The organism is Haematobacter missouriensis, assembly GCF_000740775.1.
In the GTDB taxonomy this organism is placed as follows: domain Bacteria; phylum Pseudomonadota; class Alphaproteobacteria; order Rhodobacterales; family Rhodobacteraceae; genus Haematobacter; species Haematobacter missouriensis.
Genome location: NZ_JFGS01000025.1, coordinates 1 through 17,652 on the forward strand (window position 1 = coordinate 1; position 17,652 = coordinate 17,652).

The following is a 17,652-nucleotide window of genomic DNA, read 5'->3' on the forward strand; positions in this document are numbered from 1 at the left end:
CCGCTCAGATATCATCGTGGCACAGTCAAAGACATTCGCTACCCGCGCGCAGCGGGAGCCGGGAGACGAGGCCGGTGGATCAGATCTGCTTCTCAGGCATCTGAACGACAAGGCCATCCAGCGCTTCCGTCACCTTGATCTGGCAGGTCAGGCGGGACCGTACAGGATCGGGCTGCCAGGCGAAGTCCAGCATGTCCTCCTCCATCGGATCCTTGGCGGGCAGGCGATCCACCCAGTCGGGGGCGACATAGACGTGGCAGGTGGAACAGGCACAGGCCCCGCCGCAATCGGCCTCGATCCCCGGAATGTCGTTGTCCCGCGCGCCTTCCATCACGGTAAGGCCGTTCGGCACGTCCACAACATGTTCGGTGCCATTCGCTTCGATATAGGTAATCTTCGCCATCGCGTCCTGCCTGAATCCGGGCCGCAGCCCAAGGGGGGAGAAATCCGACATAGGACAGGCGGGACGCTTGCACCAGCCCCCGGTCCGGGCCGCCCGGGCGGACCCGGACCGGGGAGGACAGCCCCGGCGATCAGGCCCGGGGCGACCGCGAACAGCCTGCCGACACCCGGAACCTCACCCGCAAGGGCCTAGATTCCCGACATCCTCACGGCGCGCGGGGTACGGACGCCGCTTCGGCGGGACGTGCGCATGTTTCGCCGTCACCCCTGTTCGAGCGACCGGACGATCTCGTCCTTGATGGCGAGGCGCTTGCGGCGGAGTTCCTCCTCCGCTTCCTCGCTCATCGGGGTGACGCGGGTTTCGGCAAGATGAACCGCGTCGTTCACCTCGTCATATTGTTTCAGCAGCAGGGCAAAGACGGCGTCCTTAGCCTTTCGCGCGTGAATGGCTTCGATCCGGTCGGGGAACTCTTCCTCGAGCGTGTGGGGCGTATTGGACATGGTGTCTCTCCTCGGATGGTTCGCTTGTCAGGTAATCGCATACGGGCAAAGAGCAAGGCGAACGGATCAGCGGGCCAGCTCGATCTCCGCGCGCAGCCCGCCGAAGCGGCTGCTCTCCCCGAGCTTCAACCGCCCGCCATGGCTCCGCGCAATATCGGCGGCGATGGCGAGGCCCAGCCCCACCCCCGTCCCCCGGTCCTGATTACGAGACGAATCGAGCCGGGAGAACGCGCGCAATGCCGCGCCCCGGCTTTCCTCGGGTATGCCGGGCCCGTCGTCCTCCACAGTAAAGCACACCATACGGTCGGAGATGTCGAGCGACAGCTCCGCCTGTGTGCCATATCGGACAGCGTTACCGATTAGGTTGTGCAGCGCCCGCTCGACCGCCATCGGGCGGAGGGGCACAGGCTCCATCCGTCCGCGCAGATGGCCGATGGTGACTTTCTGGCCCGCGCGTTCTGCATCCGCCACCACGCGTTCCAGAAGCTCGGCAGGGTCGGTCGGCACCGGATCCTCCAGCGCATCCCCCCGCGCGAAGGCGAGGAAGCTGTCCAGCATTACCTCCATGTCCTTCACGTCGCGCTGCAACTCCTCCACCTCCTCACTACCGTCATCGACCAGTGAGAGGCCGAGTTTCAGCCGGGTGAGCGGGGTGCGCAGGTCGTGGCTCACGCCGGAGAGCATCAGAGTCCGCTGCTCGATCTGCCGTTCGATCCGATCCCGCATCTCCAGAAAGGCCCGCCCCGCCGAGCGCACCTCGGCCGCACCCGTGGGCCGGAAGCGGACGTTCTGTCCCTTGCCGAAGGCCTCCGCTGCCACGGCCATACGCTTGATCGGGCGAAGCTGGTTGCGCAGGAACAGATAGGCCACCGCCGTCATCAGGATGGAGGTGGAGACCATCAGCACCAGCAGCTGGTGCGGGTTGGAAGCCGATACGCGAAGACGCGTCAACCGCACCTCCATCGGCCCGTAGCGGGTCTGCAACCCAATGCGCACCGCCTTTTCCTCATCCAGCAGGTGAACGCCCGTGACATTCGGCACCGCCTGCTCGAACGTGGCGATCACGACACGACCGGAGAAATCGATCCACACACGCTCGTTGGTGCGGGGAGCATTGGGCGCGGGCAGCGTGACACCCAGTTCCAGCGGCCCCATCACCTCGCCCACCCGGCTCTGCGCCTCCTGCAGCGAAGGGGCGGCATTGACCATGGCCGCGACGAAGGCCACCTCGCTCGCCACGCTGCGGGTCATCTGGCGAGTGACCCCCTCGAAATGCCGCTGGATGAAGGTGACAGAGACGACGAGCTGGATGGTCACCACGGGCACGATCAGGATGAGCGCGGCCCGGCCATAGAGACCGCGAGGCATCATCCGTTTCAACCAGCCGAAATCCATGCGAGAACCCTAGGACGGGTCAGGGAGAATGGCCAGAGGCTGTGGAGAGGACGGAATGGACGATTTCAATCCGACGGCGGGTGCGCCGGAAACACTGGCGGCGGGGTTGCGCCGCATCGTCGCACCGAACCCATCGGCCATGACCTATCGCGGCACGAACACTTATCTGCTGGGCGAAGGGCGCGTGACGCTGGTCGATCCCGGCCCCGACGACGAGCGGCATCTTGCTGCGATTCTGGAAGCTCTGCATCCCGGCGAGCGGATCGAGCGGATCCTCGTCACTCACAGCCATGTCGATCACTCCGCGCTGGCCGCGCGGCTGGCGGCGGAAGTGGGCGCGCCTATCACCGCCTTCGGCGACAGCGCAGCGGGCCGGAGCGAAACGATGGAGGGGCTGGTCGCGGCGGGCATGTCGGACGGCGGCGAAGGGGCGGACCCGACCTTCGCCCCCGATGAGAAGCTGGCCGACGGGACGGAAATCCTTGCCGGAGGGCAACCGCTCCGCGCGCTCCACACACCCGGACATTTCGGCAATCACCTGAGTTTCCTGTGGAACGGATTCGTGCTGTCGGGCGATCAGGTGATGGGATGGGCTACTTCCATCGTCTCTCCTCCGGATGGCGACATGGGAGCTTACATGGCTTCTCTCGACCGGCTGATGCCGCAGGCGGAGGCAGTGTTCCTGCCCGGCCACGGCGCACCGGTCACCGACGCCGCCGCGCGGATCGGCTGGCTCCGCGATCATCGCCGGATGCGGGAGCGGCAAATTCGCGCGGCGCTGGAGGCGGGCGAAAGCACGGCCCGCAGCATCGCCGCGACGATCTACACCGACACGCCGGCCCCCCTCTTGCATGCGGCAGAGCGCAATGTCCTCGCCCATCTGATCGACCTTGCGGAGCGGGGGTTGGCCCGGCCAGAGGGCGCGATCAGGCCGGACGCCGCCTTTCACCTCTCCCGGAAGTGACCACCGGGGCTGATTCGGGGAAATCTGCTTGACCTTTGCCCGGTCGGCCTGTTGAACCGGCCCTGATTCCAAAGGCACGACAGGTGGAAGTCCGTGATGGACGATCAGAACAAGAACCTCATCATCGCATCCGTCCTGAGCTTCATCGTGATCGTGGTGTGGTTCCTGCTGTTTCCGCCCGCCGATCAGGTGCAGCCGACCACGCCCGATGCGGTGACGCAACAGGTGGAAGGGGTGTTGCCCCCGCCGACAGCCGAACCTGGCACCACGCCGGGCGTCGCTCCCGGAGCATCCGCGCAGGCTACGCCGGAGACCGCGCCGCGGCTGGCGATCGAGACGCCCCGCCTCGCGGGCAGCGTCTCGCTGGTAGGGGGCAGGATCGACGATCTCGAACTGACCGGCTATCGTCAGACACTGGACGAGACCAGCCCGTATGTGCGGCTGCTCTCCCCGATCGGCGCGCAGGGGGCATACTACGCGCTCTACGGCTGGGCGCCGGGCGGCACGCTCGACTATGCGCAGATGCCGGGGCCGAACACGCCCTGGACGCTGGCCTCCGGCGACAGGCTGGGTGTCGGGACGCCGGTGGAGCTTGTCTGGGACAACGGTCAGGGTCTCGTCTTCCACCAGAAGATGGCGATCGACGAGAACTACATGTTCACCGTCACCCAGTCGGTCGAGAACAACACCGGGGCGGAAGTGAGACTTGCCCCTTACGGCATCGTCGCGCGCCACGGGTTGCCGGCCGATCTGCAGAACTTCTTCATCCTGCATGAAGGTGTCGTTCAGATGGCGGACGGCAAGCTGACCGAGGTCAAATACAAGAAGATGGCCGACCTGCCCCGCTCCGACCGCGAGGGTGGCGCACGGGCAGAAACGGTCGATGTCAGCGCCAACGGCTGGATCGGCTTCACCGACAAGTACTGGATGACAACGCTGGTCCCCATGCCGGGGCAGAGCTTCACCGCCGTCGCCAAATACTCCGATCAGTCGAATGTCTATCAGACAGAGGCACGCCTCCCCACGCTGACCATCGCCGCAGGGGAAACCGGCAGCTCCTCTACCATGCTCTTCGCCGGCGCGAAGGAGTGGGAAACGATCCGTCACTATCAGAATGACGCCGGCGTCGACCGCTTCATCGACGTGATCGACTGGGGCTGGTTCTTCTTCCTGACCAAGCCGATCTTCTGGCTGCTGCACTGGCTGCACGGTTTCATCGGCAACATGGGCTGGTCCATCATCGCGCTGACCTTCGTGCTGAAGGCGCTGGTGCTGCCGCTCGCCTACAAGTCCTACGTCTCCATGGCCCGGATGAAGGAACTTCAACCGGAGATGGAGAAGCTGAAGGAGCAGGCCGGTGACGACCGCATGAAGCTCCAACAGGGGATGATGGCGCTTTACAAGGAGAAGAAGGTGAATCCGGCGGCGGGCTGTCTGCCCGTTCTGGTGCAGGTTCCGATCTTCTTCTCGCTCTACAAGGTGATCTTCGTCACCATCGAGCTTCGCCATGCGCCGTGGGTCGGCTGGATCCGCGACCTCTCGGCCCCGGACCCGTCGTCGCTCTACAACCTGTTCGGCCTCCTGCCGTGGGCTGCGCCCATGCACGGGACGCTGATGGCGACGATCTTCCTCGGCATACTGCCGATCTTCCTCGGCGTCTCCATGTGGTTCCAGCAGAAGCTGAACCCGGCGCCGCCGGATCCGACGCAGGCGATGATCTTTGCCTGGATGCCCTGGGTGTTCATGTTCATGCTGGGATCCTTCGCGAGCGGTCTTGTGCTTTACTGGATCACCAACAACGTCATCACCTTCGTCCAGCAATATGCCATCATGCGCAGCCACGGGGCGAAAGTGGACCTGTTCGGGAACATAAAGGCGAGTTTCAGGCGAAAGAAACCTGCCATGCCAGAGGCAAACAAGTCGGCGAAACCGGCGGACAAGAAACCCGCCAAGAAGTAGGAACGGTATATGGCGACCATCGCCCACCTCTACCGCCATCCCATCAAGGCTCACGGACGCGAAGAACTCGCGTCCGTTCTGCTTTCGGAGGCGGAGTGCCTTCCCTTCGACCGGCACTGGGCCGTGACGCACGGCATGTCCAAGTTCGACACCGATGCTCCGGCATGGATGCCCTGCGTGAACTTCGAGCGGGGCGCGCGCACGCCTGCGCTGATGGCGATCACCGCGCGTTTCGATGAGGCGACGGGGCGGCTCGCGCTCGACCATCCCGATCTTGGCCCGATCGACTTCGACCCCGTGACAGAGTCGGAGCGCTTTCTCGACTGGGTGCGCCCGATCAGCCCGGACACGCCGATGCAGCCGGTAGCGCTCGTTTCCGCCGGACGGGGGATGACGGACAGCCGGATTCCGACCGTGTCGCTGAAGAACCTCGCCTCCAATGCCGCCCTGTCGGCCCATATGGGCACGGATCTTTCCATTCACCGCTGGCGCGGCAATGTGTGGCTGGACGATCTGCCCGCGTGGGAAGAGGTGAACTGGATCGGGCGCGACCTCCGCATCGGTTCCGCACGGCTCCGCGTCGTGGACCGCATCGGGCGGTGCAAGGCGACCACTGCCAATCCCACCACGGGTAGGGTCGACGCCGATACGCTGAAAGGCCTCCGCGAGCTCGTGGGCGTGCAGGACTTCGGCGTCTATGCCGTGGTGCTGGAGGGCGGCACCGTCGGGCCGGGTGACCGCGTGGAACTGGCCTGACTGGATTGTGAGCGAGAGTTTCCCATGACCGACCTGACCTTTACCCTTGCCCCGGAGCCGGAAGACACCGCGCGCGAACGCGGGCGTCTGCTTTTCGCCGGACCGGTAGACTTCCTGAAGGGCGTCGTCGCGATGGACGGGTTGCCCCCCGCCGACCGGCTGGAAGTGTGCTTTGCCGGACGGTCCAACGTCGGCAAGTCCTCCCTCATCAACGCGCTGACGGGCCGCAAGGCGCTGGCGCGGGCCTCCAACACGCCGGGGCGGACGCAGGAGATCAACTATTTCACGGCGGGAGAGGATCACTACCTGGTCGATCTTCCCGGCTATGGCTTCGCCGAGGCTCCCGTCGCCACGGTGAGAAAGTGGCAGGCGCTGCTGAAGGCCTATCTGTCGGGCCGCGCTACCCTCCGCCGCGCCTTCGTGCTGATTGATGCGCGCCACGGTATAAAGGCCGTGGACGAGGAAATCCTGACGCTGCTCGACCGCTCCGCCGTGACCTTTCAGGTTGTGCTGACGAAGGTAGACAAGATCCTCGGCCCGGAGCGGGAAAAGGTGCTGGCGCAGGTGCGCAAGGCGCTCGCCAAACACCCTGCCGCCTATCCGGAGATCATCGTCACCTCCTCTGAAAAGGGTGAGGGAATAGAAACGCTTCGCGCAATCATCGCGACGCTGGAGTAGTAAGACGCGGGTCTTGGCACGTTGCCACGAAACCACTAGGCAGGACTCGAAGCCTACGGGAGACAGGAATGGTGAGGAAACAGGTGGTCCGCGATCCCATTGCAACCGCGCAGACGCTTTCGGAAGCGCTGCCCTACCTCCAGCGCTACAACGACGCCATCGTGGTGGTGAAGTTTGGCGGCAACGCCATGGGCGATGATGAGGCGATGGCCGAGTTCGCGCGCGACATCGTGCTGATGCGGCAGGTGGGCGTGAACCCCGTCGTCGTGCATGGCGGCGGCCCGCAGATCAACGACCTGCTGAAGCGTCTGGGCATCGAATCCCGTTTCGTGCAGGGTAAGCGGGTGACGGACAAGGCCACCGTGGAAGTGGTGGAGATGGTGCTCTCCGGCCTCGTCAACAAGCGGATCGTACAGGCGATCAATGACGAGGGCGGTCGCGCGGTGGGTCTGTCCGGCAAGGACGACGACCTGATGGTCTGCGTGGCCGATGACCCGGAGCTTGGCTTCGTCGGCCGTCCGGTGGAGATGAACGTGCAGGTGCTTCAGGACCTGTTCGCCGCCGGGATCATCCCGGTGGTGGCTCCCGTTGCGACGGGCACCGACGACAACGAGACCTTCAACGTCAACGGCGACACGGCGGCGGGGGCGATCGCGGCGGCGCTGAAGGCGGATCGTCTGCTGCTGCTAACCGATGTGTCGGGCGTCAAGGGTGCGAACGGCAACGTCCTGACCCAGCTTTCGCCCGAGGATGTGAAGCGCATGACGGATGAGGGCGTGATCTCCGGCGGCATGATTCCCAAGACGCAGACCGCACTGGAGGCGATCGAGGGCGGCGTCCGCGCGGCGGTGATTCTGGATGGGCGGCAACCCAATGCCTGCCTACTGGAACTGTTCACCGAACACGGCGCGGGCACGCTGATCCGCTCCACCGAACCGCGCTTCAAACCGCGTCGTCGGTGACAACCCGGGCCGTGGTGGCGGAGATCGCGGCCCGGCATCGGCTTGCGATCTTCGGCGGCTTTCGACCGCTGCCGGAGGACGGCCTGCCCGACGGGATCGGCGCGCTGCTGCTGCTCGGCCCGGCGGAACCCGGATTCTGGCACCATGTGACGGCAGAGCCGGAGTTCGGCGACGGTCGTCCCGATCCTCTGGACCGCTGGTCGCGTCGGGTCATCGGGCGGATGGCCTGCGATCTCGGGGCCAAGGCGTATTTTCCCTTCGGTGGGCCGCCGTGGAAGCCGTTCACCCGCTGGGCGCTGCGATCCGGGCGCGCCTTCACCTCTCCCGTCACCTTGCTTGTGCATGACACTGCGGGGCTGATGGTCTCCTATCGGGGCGCCTTGGCCCTCCGGGAGCCTGTTGCCCTGCCACCGCCCTCCCCCCGGCCCTGCGACACCTGTGAGCGCCCCTGCCTCACCGCCTGCCCCGCACGCGCTCTGACGGCGGAAGGTTACGATCTGGATCGCTGCCACGCCTATCTCGACACGGAGCAAGGGCAGGACAACCTTGCCAGTGGCTGCGCGGTGCGACGCTCCTGCCCGCTGTCGCAAAGTTACGGCAGGCTCGCCGAACAATCCGCCTATCATATGATGCAGTTCCATCCTTCCGCTTTTCCGCGGACAGGATATGATCCGCAGCCATGACGCTCCGCCTGATCCTCACGCGCCACGCGAAATCCAGTTGGGGAGACCCAACCGCCGCTGATTTCGACCGGAAGCTTAACAACCGCGGTCAGCAGGCGGCCACGGACATAGGACAATGGCTTGCCGAAAGCGACTATCTTCCCCAGCAAGTTCTCTGCTCCACGGCGATGCGCACTCGGCAGACTTGGGAGCGGATGGCCCAGTATCTACCGGAGCCTGAAGCGCTGCATCTTGTGCCGGAACTCTATCATGCAGAGCCAGCGGTGCTTCTCTCCCTGCTCCGGCAGGCGGAAGCACCGGTCGTCGCGCTGATCGGACATAATCCTGGAATTGGCGAGTTTGCCCAGCGGATCGTTTCGGATCCGCCGGTGCATCGCGATTTTGGTCGTTACCCCACGGGCGCAACCCTGATCGTGGGCTTTGAGGAGGACCGCTGGAAGGATATCGTGCACCGCAGCGGTCGCACCGTGGATTTCGTCACACCCCGCGATCTTGAGCGATAGCGGGTTCAGTGTCGCTGGTCTTCAGTGGCCGAGGATCTGGCTGAGGAACAGCTTCGTCCGGTCCGACTGGGGATTGTTAAAGAACTCCGTCGGGTTGTTCTGTTCCACGATCTGTCCCTGATCCATGAAGATCACTCGATCGGCTACTGCCTGAGCGAAGCCCATTTCGTGAGTAACGCAGAGCATGGTCATCCCCTCGTTCGCCAGCTCGATCATGGTGTCCAGTACCTCCTTGATCATTTCCGGGTCGAGCGCCGAGGTCGGTTCGTCGAACAGCATGATCCGCGGTCGCATGCAGAGCGAGCGGGCGATGGCCACCCGCTGCTGCTGACCGCCTGAAAGCTGGCCGGGATACTTGTTCGCCTGCTCGGGGATTTTCACCTTGCGCAGGAAGTGCATCGCCGTCTCCTCCGCCTCCTTCTTCGGCACTTTGCGCACCCAGATCGGTGCGAGGGTGCAGTTCTCCAGAATGGTCAGGTGCGGAAACAGGTTGAAGTGCTGGAACACCATACCGACTTCGGAGCGCACCTTGTCGATGTTCTTCAGGTCGTTGGTGAGTTCGGTACCGTCTACGATGATCTGGCCGGACTGATGCTCTTCCAATCGGTTGATGCAGCGGATCAGCGTGGACTTGCCGGAACCCGATGGGCCGGCAATCACGATCTTCTCCCCCTTCGCAACGGTCAGGTCGATGTCGCGCAGAACGTGGAACTGGCCGTACCACTTGTTCATCTTGACGATCTGGACGGCGATGTCGGACGCGGGCTGCCGCGCGGGCGTGGCGCACATGTGGTCTCTCCTAGCGGTGGTCCGTCTTCAGCCGCCGCTCCAGATACAGGGAGTAGCGCGACATGCCGAAGCAGAAGATGAAGAAGCAAAGGCCGATGAAGATGAACAGCTCCCAATAGATGCCGTTCCAGCTCTGGTTGGCCCGGATGGAGTTGGACAGCCCGATCGGATCGAGCAGGCCGATGAAAACGACGAGGGTCGTATCCTTGAACAGCCCGATGAAGGTGTTGACGATGCCGGGGATGGAGATCTTCAAAGCCTGCGGCATGATGATGAGCCGCTGGGCCTGCCAGTAATCGAGCCCGAGGGCGTCCGCCGCTTCGTACTGCCCGCGGGGCAACGCCGCGAGCCCGCCCCGGATCACCTCAGCCATATAGGCGGCGGCGAAAATCGTCACCATGATGACGACGCGCAGAATGATGTCGAAGTTCGTTCCGGGCGGCAGGAAGTAGTTCAGCAGCAGCGATGCCGTGAAAAGCAGCGTGATGAGCGGCACGCCGCGAATGAACTCGATGAAGCCCACGCAAATCGTCTTGACGATGAAAAGGTTGGACTGCCGTCCCAGCGCGAGCAGAATGCCCAGCGGTAGGGAAAGCGCGATCCCCGTCACACCGATTATGATGGAGAGCATGAAGCCGCCGAAATTGTTGGAAGGGACGTAAGTCAGCGACAGAGGCAGAACGGAGGAAAGCCCCGCCACGACCCACTGCTGCACGAACCCCCACCACAGAAGCGGCACAACCACCGCCGCCAGCAGGCCAGTCAGCGTATTGAAACGCTCGCCCAGCCGGAAGGCAGGTATGACAAGCCCCAGCCCGGCCATCACCGCCAACGGATACCAGAGCGTGCCGCCCCACAGCAGCCAATAGGCGACGGCGGGATAGAGCGGCGTGAAATACAGCAGCACCCGCGGCACCTGATTGAAAAGGATCGGCCCTATGGCGACAAGGAGCAGCACCATCGCCAGCGTCGGCCGCCAGTAGAACTGTTGCGGATAGAAGCCGAACAGGAGCTGGTTCCAGCGTTCGGTAATCACCGCGAAACAGGCACCGGTGACGTCTGGCCCATAGCGTGCGGCAATGATCTGCCGGCACTCAGTCAGAGAACTCGCATGCCAGACAGAGCGCGCCAGCCAAGGGCCGACCGCTGCGACGACCAGGTAACAGATGTAGAGCGCGATCACCGTGAGGATGATGTTGACCGGGCCGGAGAACAGGTTCTCTCGCAACCATTTCAGCGCCCCCCGCTCCCGTGCTGGGGGTTGTTCCGGCTCCAGCATATGCGTGCGGACGAAGGAAGTGTCGCTCATCCTATCGCTCCTTCAGCTTCACGGTGCTGTTGTAGAGGTTCATCGCGCCCGAGATCACCAGAGAGATCACCAGATAGATGAGCATCATGAGCATCATGGCCTCCAACTCCCGCCCCGTCTGATTCAGGGTGATCCCGCCCAAAGTGGATCGAAGGTCCATATAGCCCACGGCAAGCGCCAGAGAGGTGTTCTTGGTCAGGTTAAGATACTGGGAGATCAGCGGCGGAATGATGACCCGCAGCGCCTGCGGAAGGATCACGAGCCGCATCGTCCGCGACGGACGCAGACCAAGGGCGGCTGCCGCTTCCGACTGGCCGCGTGACACGGCCAGAATACCGCCGCGCACCGTCTCCGTGATGAAGGCGCCGGTATAGAGCGAGAGCGCGATCCACATGGCGATGAGCGAATCCCGCATGTAGATGCCGCCCTGAAAGTTGAACCCCTGCAGCGACGGCCGGTCGAGGTGAAAGCCGAGCGCGTAGAGAACGGCTACGAAGGGCACGACGAAACCCAGCAGGCTCTTCCACCAGATGACAGGCCTGCGGCCGGTTGCGTTCTGCACCCTCTCCGCGTTCCGGCTGAGGGCGCGGTGAATCAGCCATCCGATGACCAGCGCCGCCAGCACGGCCAGAAAATTCAGGCTGATCGTGAACGGCCCGAGCGTAAGGGCGCCGAGGCTGCGGTCGAACATCGGCCCGGCGATATAGATGCCCCGGTTGGTGATCGCCATGGTGTCGAACAGCTTCATCGTCGCCGCCGGATTCTCGCCCCTGAAGGCGTTCGGCGCGGGCATGCTCTCACTGAAAATGGCGAAGACCACGAGGATCCAGATCAGAAGCGGCACATTGCGGAAAATCTCGACATAGATCGCCGCCAGGCGGGAGACGAGCCAGTTGTTGGAAAGACGCAGTACGCCGCCGATGACGCCGATGATCGTTGCCGTCACGCAGCCCATCACCGCGAGAAGCAGCGTGTTCATCAGTCCGACCAGCAGGGCGCGGCCATGAGTGCTGTCGTTGGAATATTCGATCAGCCGCTGGTTGATATCGTAACCCGCTCGGACATTGAGAAAGCCGAAATTGAAATCCTTGCCGAGCGCCCGGAGGTTGTCGACCGCGTTGTGGACAAGCCACGCAGCCCCCGCCATGAACGCCATAAGGAAAATGATCTGTATCGTCAGCGCGCGGTAACGCGTGTCGTAGAGCAGCATGCTCAGACGAAACGTCCCTCGCGGCGGCTGTTCTGTGGTCGTCACCATATTATGGGCTGTCTCCCTGGATTTTGGCCCGGCGCTCTTCGGCGTCGTGGTCCTCAAATCGAAAGGGGCGCCTCCGGTTCCGGAAGCGCCCCCACCGAGATCAGCGGAACGGCGGAGAGTATTGCAGGCCGCCTTGCGTCCATTGCGCGTTCAGCCCGCGCGCAAGGCCGATCGGCGTCGACTCGCCCAGGTGTTTCTCGAAGATCTCGCCGTAGTTGCCCTCGGCCTTGATGGCGCGGTAGGCCCACTGGTTGTCCAACCCGAACATCGCCCCGAGGTTGCCTTCGGTGCCAAGCAGCCGGTTGATCTCCGGGTTCTCGCCCGCCGCTTTCGACAGCTCGTCGATATTGGCGGAGGTCACGCCGTATTCCTCGGCCGCGACGAGGGCGTTCTGCGTCCAGCGCACGATGTCGGCCCATTGATCATCGCCCTGCCGAACCAGCAGTGCCAGCGGTTCTTTGGAGATGATTTCGGGCAGGATGATGTGATTTTCCGGGTCAGGGAAGGTTCCCCGCATCGCGGCAAGGCCGGAGGCATCCGTCGTATAGACGTCGCAGTTGCCGGCGAGATAGGCCTGCTGACCTTCGGCCTGCGTCTCGATCGGCTTGGCCTCATAGGTCATGTTGTTGGTCTTGAAATAGTCGGCGAGGTTCAGTTCCGTCGTCGTCCCGGTCTGGATGCAGACGCGCGCGCCGCCCAGTTCCTTGGCCGAGGTCACGCCCATGTCCTTGCGGATGAGGAAGCCTTGCCCGTCGTAGTAGTTGGTGCCGGTGAAGGTGAACTTCAGGTCCACATCGCGCGAGAAGGTCCAGGTGGTGACGCGGGCCAGAACATCGATCTCCCCGGAGGCCAGCGCGGTGAAGCGGGTCTGGCCGGTGGTCGGGACGAACTTAACCTTCATCGGATCGCCAAGCACCGCGGCAGCCACAGCCCGGCAAAACGCGACGTCGAAACCTTGCCAGACGCCGTTCGCATCCGGGGCGGCAAAGCCCGCGAGGCCGGTGTTCGTTCCGCAGTTCAGTTCGCCGCGCGACTTCACATCGTCAAGCGTCGCGGCGGAAGCGGCGCTTGCAAGCCCGATCCCTGCCAGCGCGCCGAGAAATACCTTCGTTTTCATAGATTACCTTTCCTGATGGTCAGCCCCTTGCGGAGCACTGGCCCCGGAATTCCTCCCGGTGTCCGACAGCGTTGCGAGAACCGCCGCCCAGCAGGCAAATCTTGCGCGGGACGTCCTGAAAACGTCAATAGGATCGTCGCTTACGGACGATGTGCCGCGAATGGACATCACACTCACGGTTAAAATGCTTAAAAAGTGTGCAAAAAATTTAATCAGCGCGACGGTAGAGGCTCATGAAACGGGCGGCATCGAGGAAATCCGTGCGCCGTTGCGCGGCCTGCGCCTCCGCCTGCTCGTCCCGGCCCCAGATTTCGGCCTGCCAGTCTTCATCGAGGCGCGACAGATCCCATGCTTCCTCCGGAGCGAGCCGTCCTTCCGCCACCGCCAGCCCAAGGATCAGAGAGCCGCTGAGCGCCACGAGATCATGGAGCGCGGTGAGCTCGAACGGATCGAACGTCGCCACGCGCGCTTCCAGCTGCGCGAGCGTCGCCGGCGGCTGCGCCTTGAACATCACACCGGTCGTCACGGACAGCGGCGCCGCCAGCGCCTCCCCCGCCCAGAGAAGCAGCGGATCCCAGCGGTCCGCCTGCCGCGCCACCAGTTCCGCCGGCGCTTCCGCCCGATAGGCCAGCAGGTCCGTTCCGCCGTAGTCGCCGACGATCTCCGCCACCGCGTCCCGCTGGCCGGTCACCTTGTCGATCGCGGAATTGGCCATCCGCGTCAGCGGCATCGTCTCCGGCGCGACATGCTCCTGCTGAGCCTCCCATTCGGCGGCAAGCGCCTCGGCAAGCGCGCGACTCCGCACGCGAAGCGGCTGGCGCGCAGGTGTCCTCAGTGGCCGGCCATCCAGCGCGACGCCGTAGTCATTGCCCTCTGCCAGCACGGATGTCGCCTTCCAGAACCGCTTCGGCCGCCATTCGCTCATGCCGCAATTCCTCTCCGCTCCAGCACATACGCGAGTTCGGCATAATCGCTCACGATCACGCCCGCCCCGGCATCGCGCAGCCGGTCCGGGCCATGGTATCCCCAAGTGACCCCGATGGTCGGAACACCTGCCGCAGCGCCCATCTCCATATCAAAGCTCGCATCGCCGATCATCACGGCCTGCGCCGGCGCAACACCGGCTGCTGCCAACGCGGCCTCCAACATCGCGGGATGCGGTTTTGACGGATGGTCGTCCGCGACCTGCGTCGTCAGAAAATGCCGGGTGAGGCCGTGCCCCGCCAGCAGCTTGTCCAGCCCCCGCCGCGCCTTGCCCGTAGCAATGCCGAGCAGCGTGTGATCCTCCGCCGCCAGCCCGTCCAGCACCGCGCGGGCGCCCGGATAGAGCGGGGGAATCCCGGGCGCATCTTCGCCGCTAAAGACACCGTGACAGCCCTCGACCATGCGCGTGACATCGGCTCCCGGTGCAAGCCGCGCCAGCGCGACCGGAAGCGACAGACCGACGATGGAGAGCGCCTGTTCCCGCGCGGGCATGGGACGCTCGACCGCCGCCATGGCGGCGGCGATACCTGCAAGGATGGCCTCCTGGCTGTCCACCAGCGTGCCGTCCACGTCGAAGACGACGAGGCGGAGCGCGGTCATTCATCTTCCTCTGCAAAAGGGTCGGCAGGCACGTCGCCCTCCGCCCACTGGAAGGTTTTCCAGGTTCGCTGCATGTGCTCGGGCAACGGAGCCGTCACGGTGATGCGCTTGCCCGTCACAGGATGGTCGAAGGAGAGGGAACGGGCGTGGAGATGCAGCTTCCGGCTGATATCCCCGCCAAGCTGCGACCCCCAGCCATCGCCGAGGTTCTCCTGCCCCGAGCCGCCATACTTCCCGTCGCCCACGATGGGATGGCCTATCTCCGCCATATGGGCACGAAGCTGATGCGTCCGCCCGGTGATCGGCACGAGCGCGACCCAAGAGGCACGGGTGCCAAGGTTCTCCAGCACGGCATAATCGGTGGTCGCGCGCTTTGCGCCCTCCGTTTCCTGCACCTTGGAGGGATGGATGGCGATCATCCGCTCCCCCTCACCGCGCCCACCATGACCCGGCGCCTTGACCAGCCCGTAGCGGATCGTGCCCTTGCGAGGGGCGGGAACGCCCGCCACCGCCGCCCAATAGATCTTGCGTGTCGCGCGGGAGCGGAAGGCTTCCGACAACTCCCGCACCGCGCGATTGGTCCGGGCGAGCAGCAGGACGCCGGAGGTATCCTTGTCCAGCCGGTGCACGAGCTTCGGCTTCTCCGGCAGACCGAACTTCAACGCCTCCGCCAGAGCATCGACATGCCGGTCGGCCAGGCCAGAGCCGCCCTGACTCGGCAGGCCCGGCGGCTTGTTGATGGCGATGATGTGGTCGTCCTTGTAGAGCACGGCGCGGCGGATCATCTCCTCGTCGCTTTCGCTGACGCGGGGTGCCGGGACGCGGCGCTCGACGGGCGGCGCATCGGGGATCGGTGGCACGCGAACGACCATGCCGGGTGCGACACGGCTCGACGCCTTCACCCGGCCGCCGTCGACGCGGATCTGGCCCGTCCGCGCCATCTTCTCGATGGCCCCTTGGTTCAGGGCGGGAAAGTGGCGCTTCAGCCAGCGGTCCAGCCGCTGCTCGCCCTCATCCTCGGCGACAGTAAAGAGTTTAACGCTCATGACATCATGCTCCGCGCAAGGGTCGCGCCTGCGAGAACGGCAAGAAGCGACAGGATGAGAGAACCAGCGACATAGCTCGTGGCAGAGAGCACCCGCCCTTCCTCCCAGAGCGTCAGCGTCTCCAGCGAGAAGGCGGAGAAGGTGGTAAACCCGCCCAGAAGGCCGGTGAGCAACAGGGGCCGCAGATGCGCCGCGATCGACATGGCCAACATCCCCATCACAAAGGATCCGGCGATGTTGACGAGCATCGTGCCCAGCGGAAAGCCCGGCACCACGCGTGCCATGCCCATCGTTGCCGCATAGCGCAGCACTGACCCCGCCGCGCCGCCAAGCGCCACCTGAAGAAAGCTCGTCCAGTTCATCGCGGACCCTTCGCGCGTGGGCCAACCCGTGTCAACCTGCAGCCGGTCTCAACCCGTAGCCAGTGTCAACCTTCACCCCGCTTCTCACGCAGGCGGGCGAAATACTCCAGCCGCTTCTTCAACTCCCGTTCGTAGCCCCGCTCCACTGGCTGATAAAGCACGGGACGCCGCACGCCGTCGGGGAAATAGTTCTGGCCCGAGAAGGCATCCTCCTGATCGTGGTCATAGGCATAACCCGCGCCATAGCCCTGCTCCTTCATCAGCCGGGTCGGAGCGTTCAGGATATGCTTGGGCGGCGGTTCTGAGCCGGTCTTGCGGGCCAGGCCGCGCGCCTCCTTGTAGGCCATGTAACCCGCGTTCGACTTGGGGGCGAGCGCAAGATAGACGAGCGCCTGCGCCAGAGCCAGCTCCCCCTCCGGCGAGCCCAGACGCTCATATATCTCCCACGCATGGAGGCAGACCGTCTGCGCCTGCGGGTCGGTGAGGCCGATATCCTCCACCGCCATCCGGGTTATGCGACGGGCGAGGTAGCGCGGATCCTCCCCACCCTCCAGCATCCGCCCAAACCAGTAGAGCGCCGCATCAGGGTCCGACCCCCGAACGGATTTGTGCAGAGCGGAGATCAGGTTGTAATGCTCGTCACCCGACTTGTCGTATTTCGCCGCCCGCCGCATCAGCCGCTGTCCGAGCTGGCCGGGGTCGAGCGGTTCCTTGACCCGCCAGGCCATGACCTGTTCGATCAGGTTCAGCAGGGCGCGGCCGTCGCCATCCGCCATCTCCAGCAGGGCATCCCGTGCCTCCGGGCGGAGTGGCAGCGGGCGGCCCAGTTCCTTCTCCGCCCGCTGGGCGAGGCGCTCCAGATCGGCCAGCGTCAGCCGCTCCAGCACCATGACCTGCGCCCGCGACAGCAGTGCGGCGTTCAGCTCAAAGGAAGGGTTCTCCGTCGTGGCTCCGACAAGCAGGATCGTGCCATCCTCCATATAGGGAAGGAAGCTGTCCTGCTGCGCCTTGTTGAAGCGGTGGATCTCGTCAACGAACAGCAGCGTCCCCTGACCGTTCTGACGGCGAAGCTTTGCGGCCTCGAACACCTTGCGAAGCTCCGGCACACCGCTGAAGATCGCGCTGATCTGGACGAAGGCCATCTCCGTCGCATCCGCCAGCAGCCGCGCGATGGTCGTTTTCCCGACGCCGGGCGGCCCCCACAGAATCAGAGAGGACAGGCTGCCGGAAGCAAGCATCGCGCCGAGCGGCCCCTCCGGCGCCAGCAGCGCGCCCTGCCCGATGACCTCCGAAATCTCGCGGGGCCGCAGCCGGTCCGCCAGAGGACGCGGAGCCGTGGTTGCCGCCGCCGGAGTGTCCGGGGTATCGAACAGATCGCTCATCC

General features: G+C 64.6%; 19 protein-coding genes. 7 read left to right on the top strand and 12 right to left on the bottom strand.

Annotation, left to right across the window (positions count from 1 at the left end):
- Positions 1 to 79 precede the first annotated feature (79 nt).
- The 3 genes from CG51_RS13675 to CG51_RS13685 form a co-directional block, all read right to left on the bottom strand.
- A complete protein-coding gene (locus tag CG51_RS13675) occupies positions 80 to 403 on the bottom strand; it encodes a 2Fe-2S iron-sulfur cluster-binding protein (RefSeq protein WP_035745976.1) in 324 nt (107 codons plus the stop codon).
- Between the two features lie 260 nt (positions 404 to 663).
- Positions 664 to 903, bottom strand: coding sequence for an HP1242/YdcH family protein (locus CG51_RS13680; RefSeq protein WP_035745916.1), 240 nt, complete (start codon positions 901 to 903; stop codon positions 664 to 666).
- A gap of 66 nt (positions 904 to 969) precedes the next feature.
- Positions 970 to 2,298, bottom strand: coding sequence for an ATP-binding protein (locus tag CG51_RS13685; RefSeq protein ID WP_035745918.1), 1,329 nt, complete (start codon positions 2,296 to 2,298; stop codon positions 970 to 972).
- 55 nt (positions 2,299 to 2,353) lie between these two features.
- Here CG51_RS13685 and CG51_RS13690 point away from each other — a divergent pair, with 55 nt between their 5' ends.
- From CG51_RS13690 to CG51_RS13720, 7 genes are all read left to right on the top strand, one after another.
- Positions 2,354 to 3,262 (top strand): MBL fold metallo-hydrolase, encoded by a 909-nt coding sequence (locus CG51_RS13690; protein ID WP_035745920.1) that lies wholly within the window; start codon positions 2,354 to 2,356, stop codon positions 3,260 to 3,262.
- A 96-nt stretch (positions 3,263 to 3,358) separates the two neighbouring features.
- Positions 3,359 to 5,221 (top strand): membrane protein insertase YidC, encoded by a 1,863-nt coding sequence (yidC, locus tag CG51_RS13695; RefSeq protein WP_035745922.1) that lies wholly within the window; start codon positions 3,359 to 3,361, stop codon positions 5,219 to 5,221.
- 9 nt (positions 5,222 to 5,230) lie between these two features.
- A complete protein-coding gene (locus tag CG51_RS13700) occupies positions 5,231 to 5,977 on the top strand; it encodes an MOSC domain-containing protein (protein ID WP_035745924.1) in 747 nt (248 codons plus the stop codon).
- Positions 5,978 to 6,001: 24 nt separating this feature from the next.
- Positions 6,002 to 6,655, top strand: coding sequence for a ribosome biogenesis GTP-binding protein YihA/YsxC (gene yihA, locus CG51_RS13705; RefSeq protein WP_035745926.1), 654 nt, complete (start codon positions 6,002 to 6,004; stop codon positions 6,653 to 6,655).
- An 83-nt stretch (positions 6,656 to 6,738) separates the two neighbouring features.
- Positions 6,739 to 7,617, top strand: a complete 879-nt coding sequence (argB, locus tag CG51_RS13710) for an acetylglutamate kinase (RefSeq protein WP_035745978.1) — start codon at positions 6,739 to 6,741, stop codon at positions 7,615 to 7,617.
- Positions 7,614 to 8,300: a ferredoxin gene (locus tag CG51_RS13715; RefSeq protein ID WP_233141233.1), complete on the top strand. Its 687-nt coding sequence runs from the start codon at positions 7,614 to 7,616 to the stop codon at positions 8,298 to 8,300. Before argB ends, CG51_RS13715 begins: the two co-directional genes overlap by 4 nt.
- Positions 8,297 to 8,803, top strand: a complete 507-nt coding sequence (locus CG51_RS13720) for a SixA phosphatase family protein (RefSeq protein ID WP_035745928.1) — start codon at positions 8,297 to 8,299, stop codon at positions 8,801 to 8,803. The genes CG51_RS13715 and CG51_RS13720 overlap by 4 nt, the downstream gene beginning before the upstream one ends.
- 21 nt (positions 8,804 to 8,824) lie before the next feature.
- On the opposite strand, the gene CG51_RS13725 is transcribed toward CG51_RS13720, so the two are convergent.
- The 9 genes from CG51_RS13725 to CG51_RS13765 all read right to left on the bottom strand — a co-directional run bounded on the left by CG51_RS13725 (position 8,825) and on the right by CG51_RS13765 (position 17,650).
- A complete protein-coding gene (locus tag CG51_RS13725) occupies positions 8,825 to 9,592 on the bottom strand; it encodes an amino acid ABC transporter ATP-binding protein (RefSeq protein ID WP_035745930.1) in 768 nt (255 codons plus the stop codon).
- Between the two features lie 10 nt (positions 9,593 to 9,602).
- The gene (locus tag CG51_RS13730; RefSeq protein ID WP_035745932.1) at positions 9,603 to 10,901 is read right to left on the bottom strand and encodes an amino acid ABC transporter permease; all 1,299 of its coding nucleotides are present in this window, start codon (positions 10,899 to 10,901) and stop codon (positions 9,603 to 9,605) included.
- Between the two features lies 1 nt (position 10,902).
- Complete coding sequence (locus CG51_RS13735; protein ID WP_035745983.1) at positions 10,903 to 12,156, bottom strand: amino acid ABC transporter permease; 1,254 nt, start codon at positions 12,154 to 12,156, stop codon at positions 10,903 to 10,905.
- 103 nt (positions 12,157 to 12,259) lie between these two features.
- Positions 12,260 to 13,276, bottom strand: coding sequence for an amino acid ABC transporter substrate-binding protein (locus tag CG51_RS13740; protein ID WP_035745934.1), 1,017 nt, complete (start codon positions 13,274 to 13,276; stop codon positions 12,260 to 12,262).
- A 208-nt stretch (positions 13,277 to 13,484) separates the two neighbouring features.
- Entirely contained in the window at positions 13,485 to 14,201 is a 717-nt protein-coding gene (locus tag CG51_RS13745; protein WP_035745936.1) for an ATP12 family chaperone protein, read from the bottom strand.
- Entirely contained in the window at positions 14,198 to 14,860 is a 663-nt protein-coding gene (locus tag CG51_RS13750; RefSeq protein WP_035745938.1) for an HAD-IA family hydrolase, read from the bottom strand. Before CG51_RS13750 ends, CG51_RS13745 begins: the two co-directional genes overlap by 4 nt.
- Complete coding sequence (locus tag CG51_RS13755) at positions 14,857 to 15,906, bottom strand: RluA family pseudouridine synthase (RefSeq protein ID WP_035745940.1); 1,050 nt, start codon at positions 15,904 to 15,906, stop codon at positions 14,857 to 14,859. The genes CG51_RS13750 and CG51_RS13755 overlap by 4 nt, the downstream gene beginning before the upstream one ends.
- Entirely contained in the window at positions 15,903 to 16,268 is a 366-nt protein-coding gene (gene crcB, locus CG51_RS13760; protein ID WP_035745942.1) for a fluoride efflux transporter CrcB, read from the bottom strand. The genes CG51_RS13755 and crcB overlap by 4 nt, the downstream gene beginning before the upstream one ends.
- 65 nt (positions 16,269 to 16,333) lie before the next feature.
- The gene (locus CG51_RS13765; protein ID WP_035745944.1) at positions 16,334 to 17,650 is read right to left on the bottom strand and encodes a replication-associated recombination protein A; all 1,317 of its coding nucleotides are present in this window, start codon (positions 17,648 to 17,650) and stop codon (positions 16,334 to 16,336) included.
- Between the last annotated feature and the right edge of the window lie 2 nt (positions 17,651 to 17,652).

Excerpts from the sequence above, each read along its gene's own strand:
- CG51_RS13675 (WP_035745976.1), bottom strand. The coding sequence starts at position 403 with ATGGCGAAGATTACCTATATCGAAGCGAATGGCACCGAACATGTTGTG.
- CG51_RS13680 (WP_035745916.1), bottom strand. The coding sequence starts at position 903 with ATGTCCAATACGCCCCACACGCTCGAGGAAGAGTTCCCCGACCGGATC.
- CG51_RS13685 (WP_035745918.1), bottom strand. The coding sequence starts at position 2,298 with ATGGATTTCGGCTGGTTGAAACGGATGATGCCTCGCGGTCTCTATGGC.
- CG51_RS13690 (WP_035745920.1), top strand. The coding sequence starts at position 2,354 with ATGGACGATTTCAATCCGACGGCGGGTGCGCCGGAAACACTGGCGGCG.
- yidC (WP_035745922.1), top strand. The coding sequence starts at position 3,359 with ATGGACGATCAGAACAAGAACCTCATCATCGCATCCGTCCTGAGCTTC.
- CG51_RS13700 (WP_035745924.1), top strand. The coding sequence starts at position 5,231 with ATGGCGACCATCGCCCACCTCTACCGCCATCCCATCAAGGCTCACGGA.
- yihA (WP_035745926.1), top strand. The coding sequence starts at position 6,002 with ATGACCGACCTGACCTTTACCCTTGCCCCGGAGCCGGAAGACACCGCG.
- CG51_RS13720 (WP_035745928.1), top strand. The coding sequence starts at position 8,297 with ATGACGCTCCGCCTGATCCTCACGCGCCACGCGAAATCCAGTTGGGGA.
- CG51_RS13725 (WP_035745930.1), bottom strand. The coding sequence starts at position 9,592 with ATGTGCGCCACGCCCGCGCGGCAGCCCGCGTCCGACATCGCCGTCCAG.
- CG51_RS13730 (WP_035745932.1), bottom strand. The coding sequence starts at position 10,901 with ATGAGCGACACTTCCTTCGTCCGCACGCATATGCTGGAGCCGGAACAA.
- CG51_RS13740 (WP_035745934.1), bottom strand. The coding sequence starts at position 13,276 with ATGAAAACGAAGGTATTTCTCGGCGCGCTGGCAGGGATCGGGCTTGCA.
- CG51_RS13745 (WP_035745936.1), bottom strand. The coding sequence starts at position 14,201 with ATGAGCGAATGGCGGCCGAAGCGGTTCTGGAAGGCGACATCCGTGCTG.
- CG51_RS13750 (WP_035745938.1), bottom strand. The coding sequence starts at position 14,860 with ATGACCGCGCTCCGCCTCGTCGTCTTCGACGTGGACGGCACGCTGGTG.
- CG51_RS13755 (WP_035745940.1), bottom strand. The coding sequence starts at position 15,906 with ATGAGCGTTAAACTCTTTACTGTCGCCGAGGATGAGGGCGAGCAGCGG.
- crcB (WP_035745942.1), bottom strand. The coding sequence starts at position 16,268 with ATGAACTGGACGAGCTTTCTTCAGGTGGCGCTTGGCGGCGCGGCGGGG.
- CG51_RS13765 (WP_035745944.1), bottom strand. The coding sequence starts at position 17,650 with ATGAGCGATCTGTTCGATACCCCGGACACTCCGGCGGCGGCAACCACG.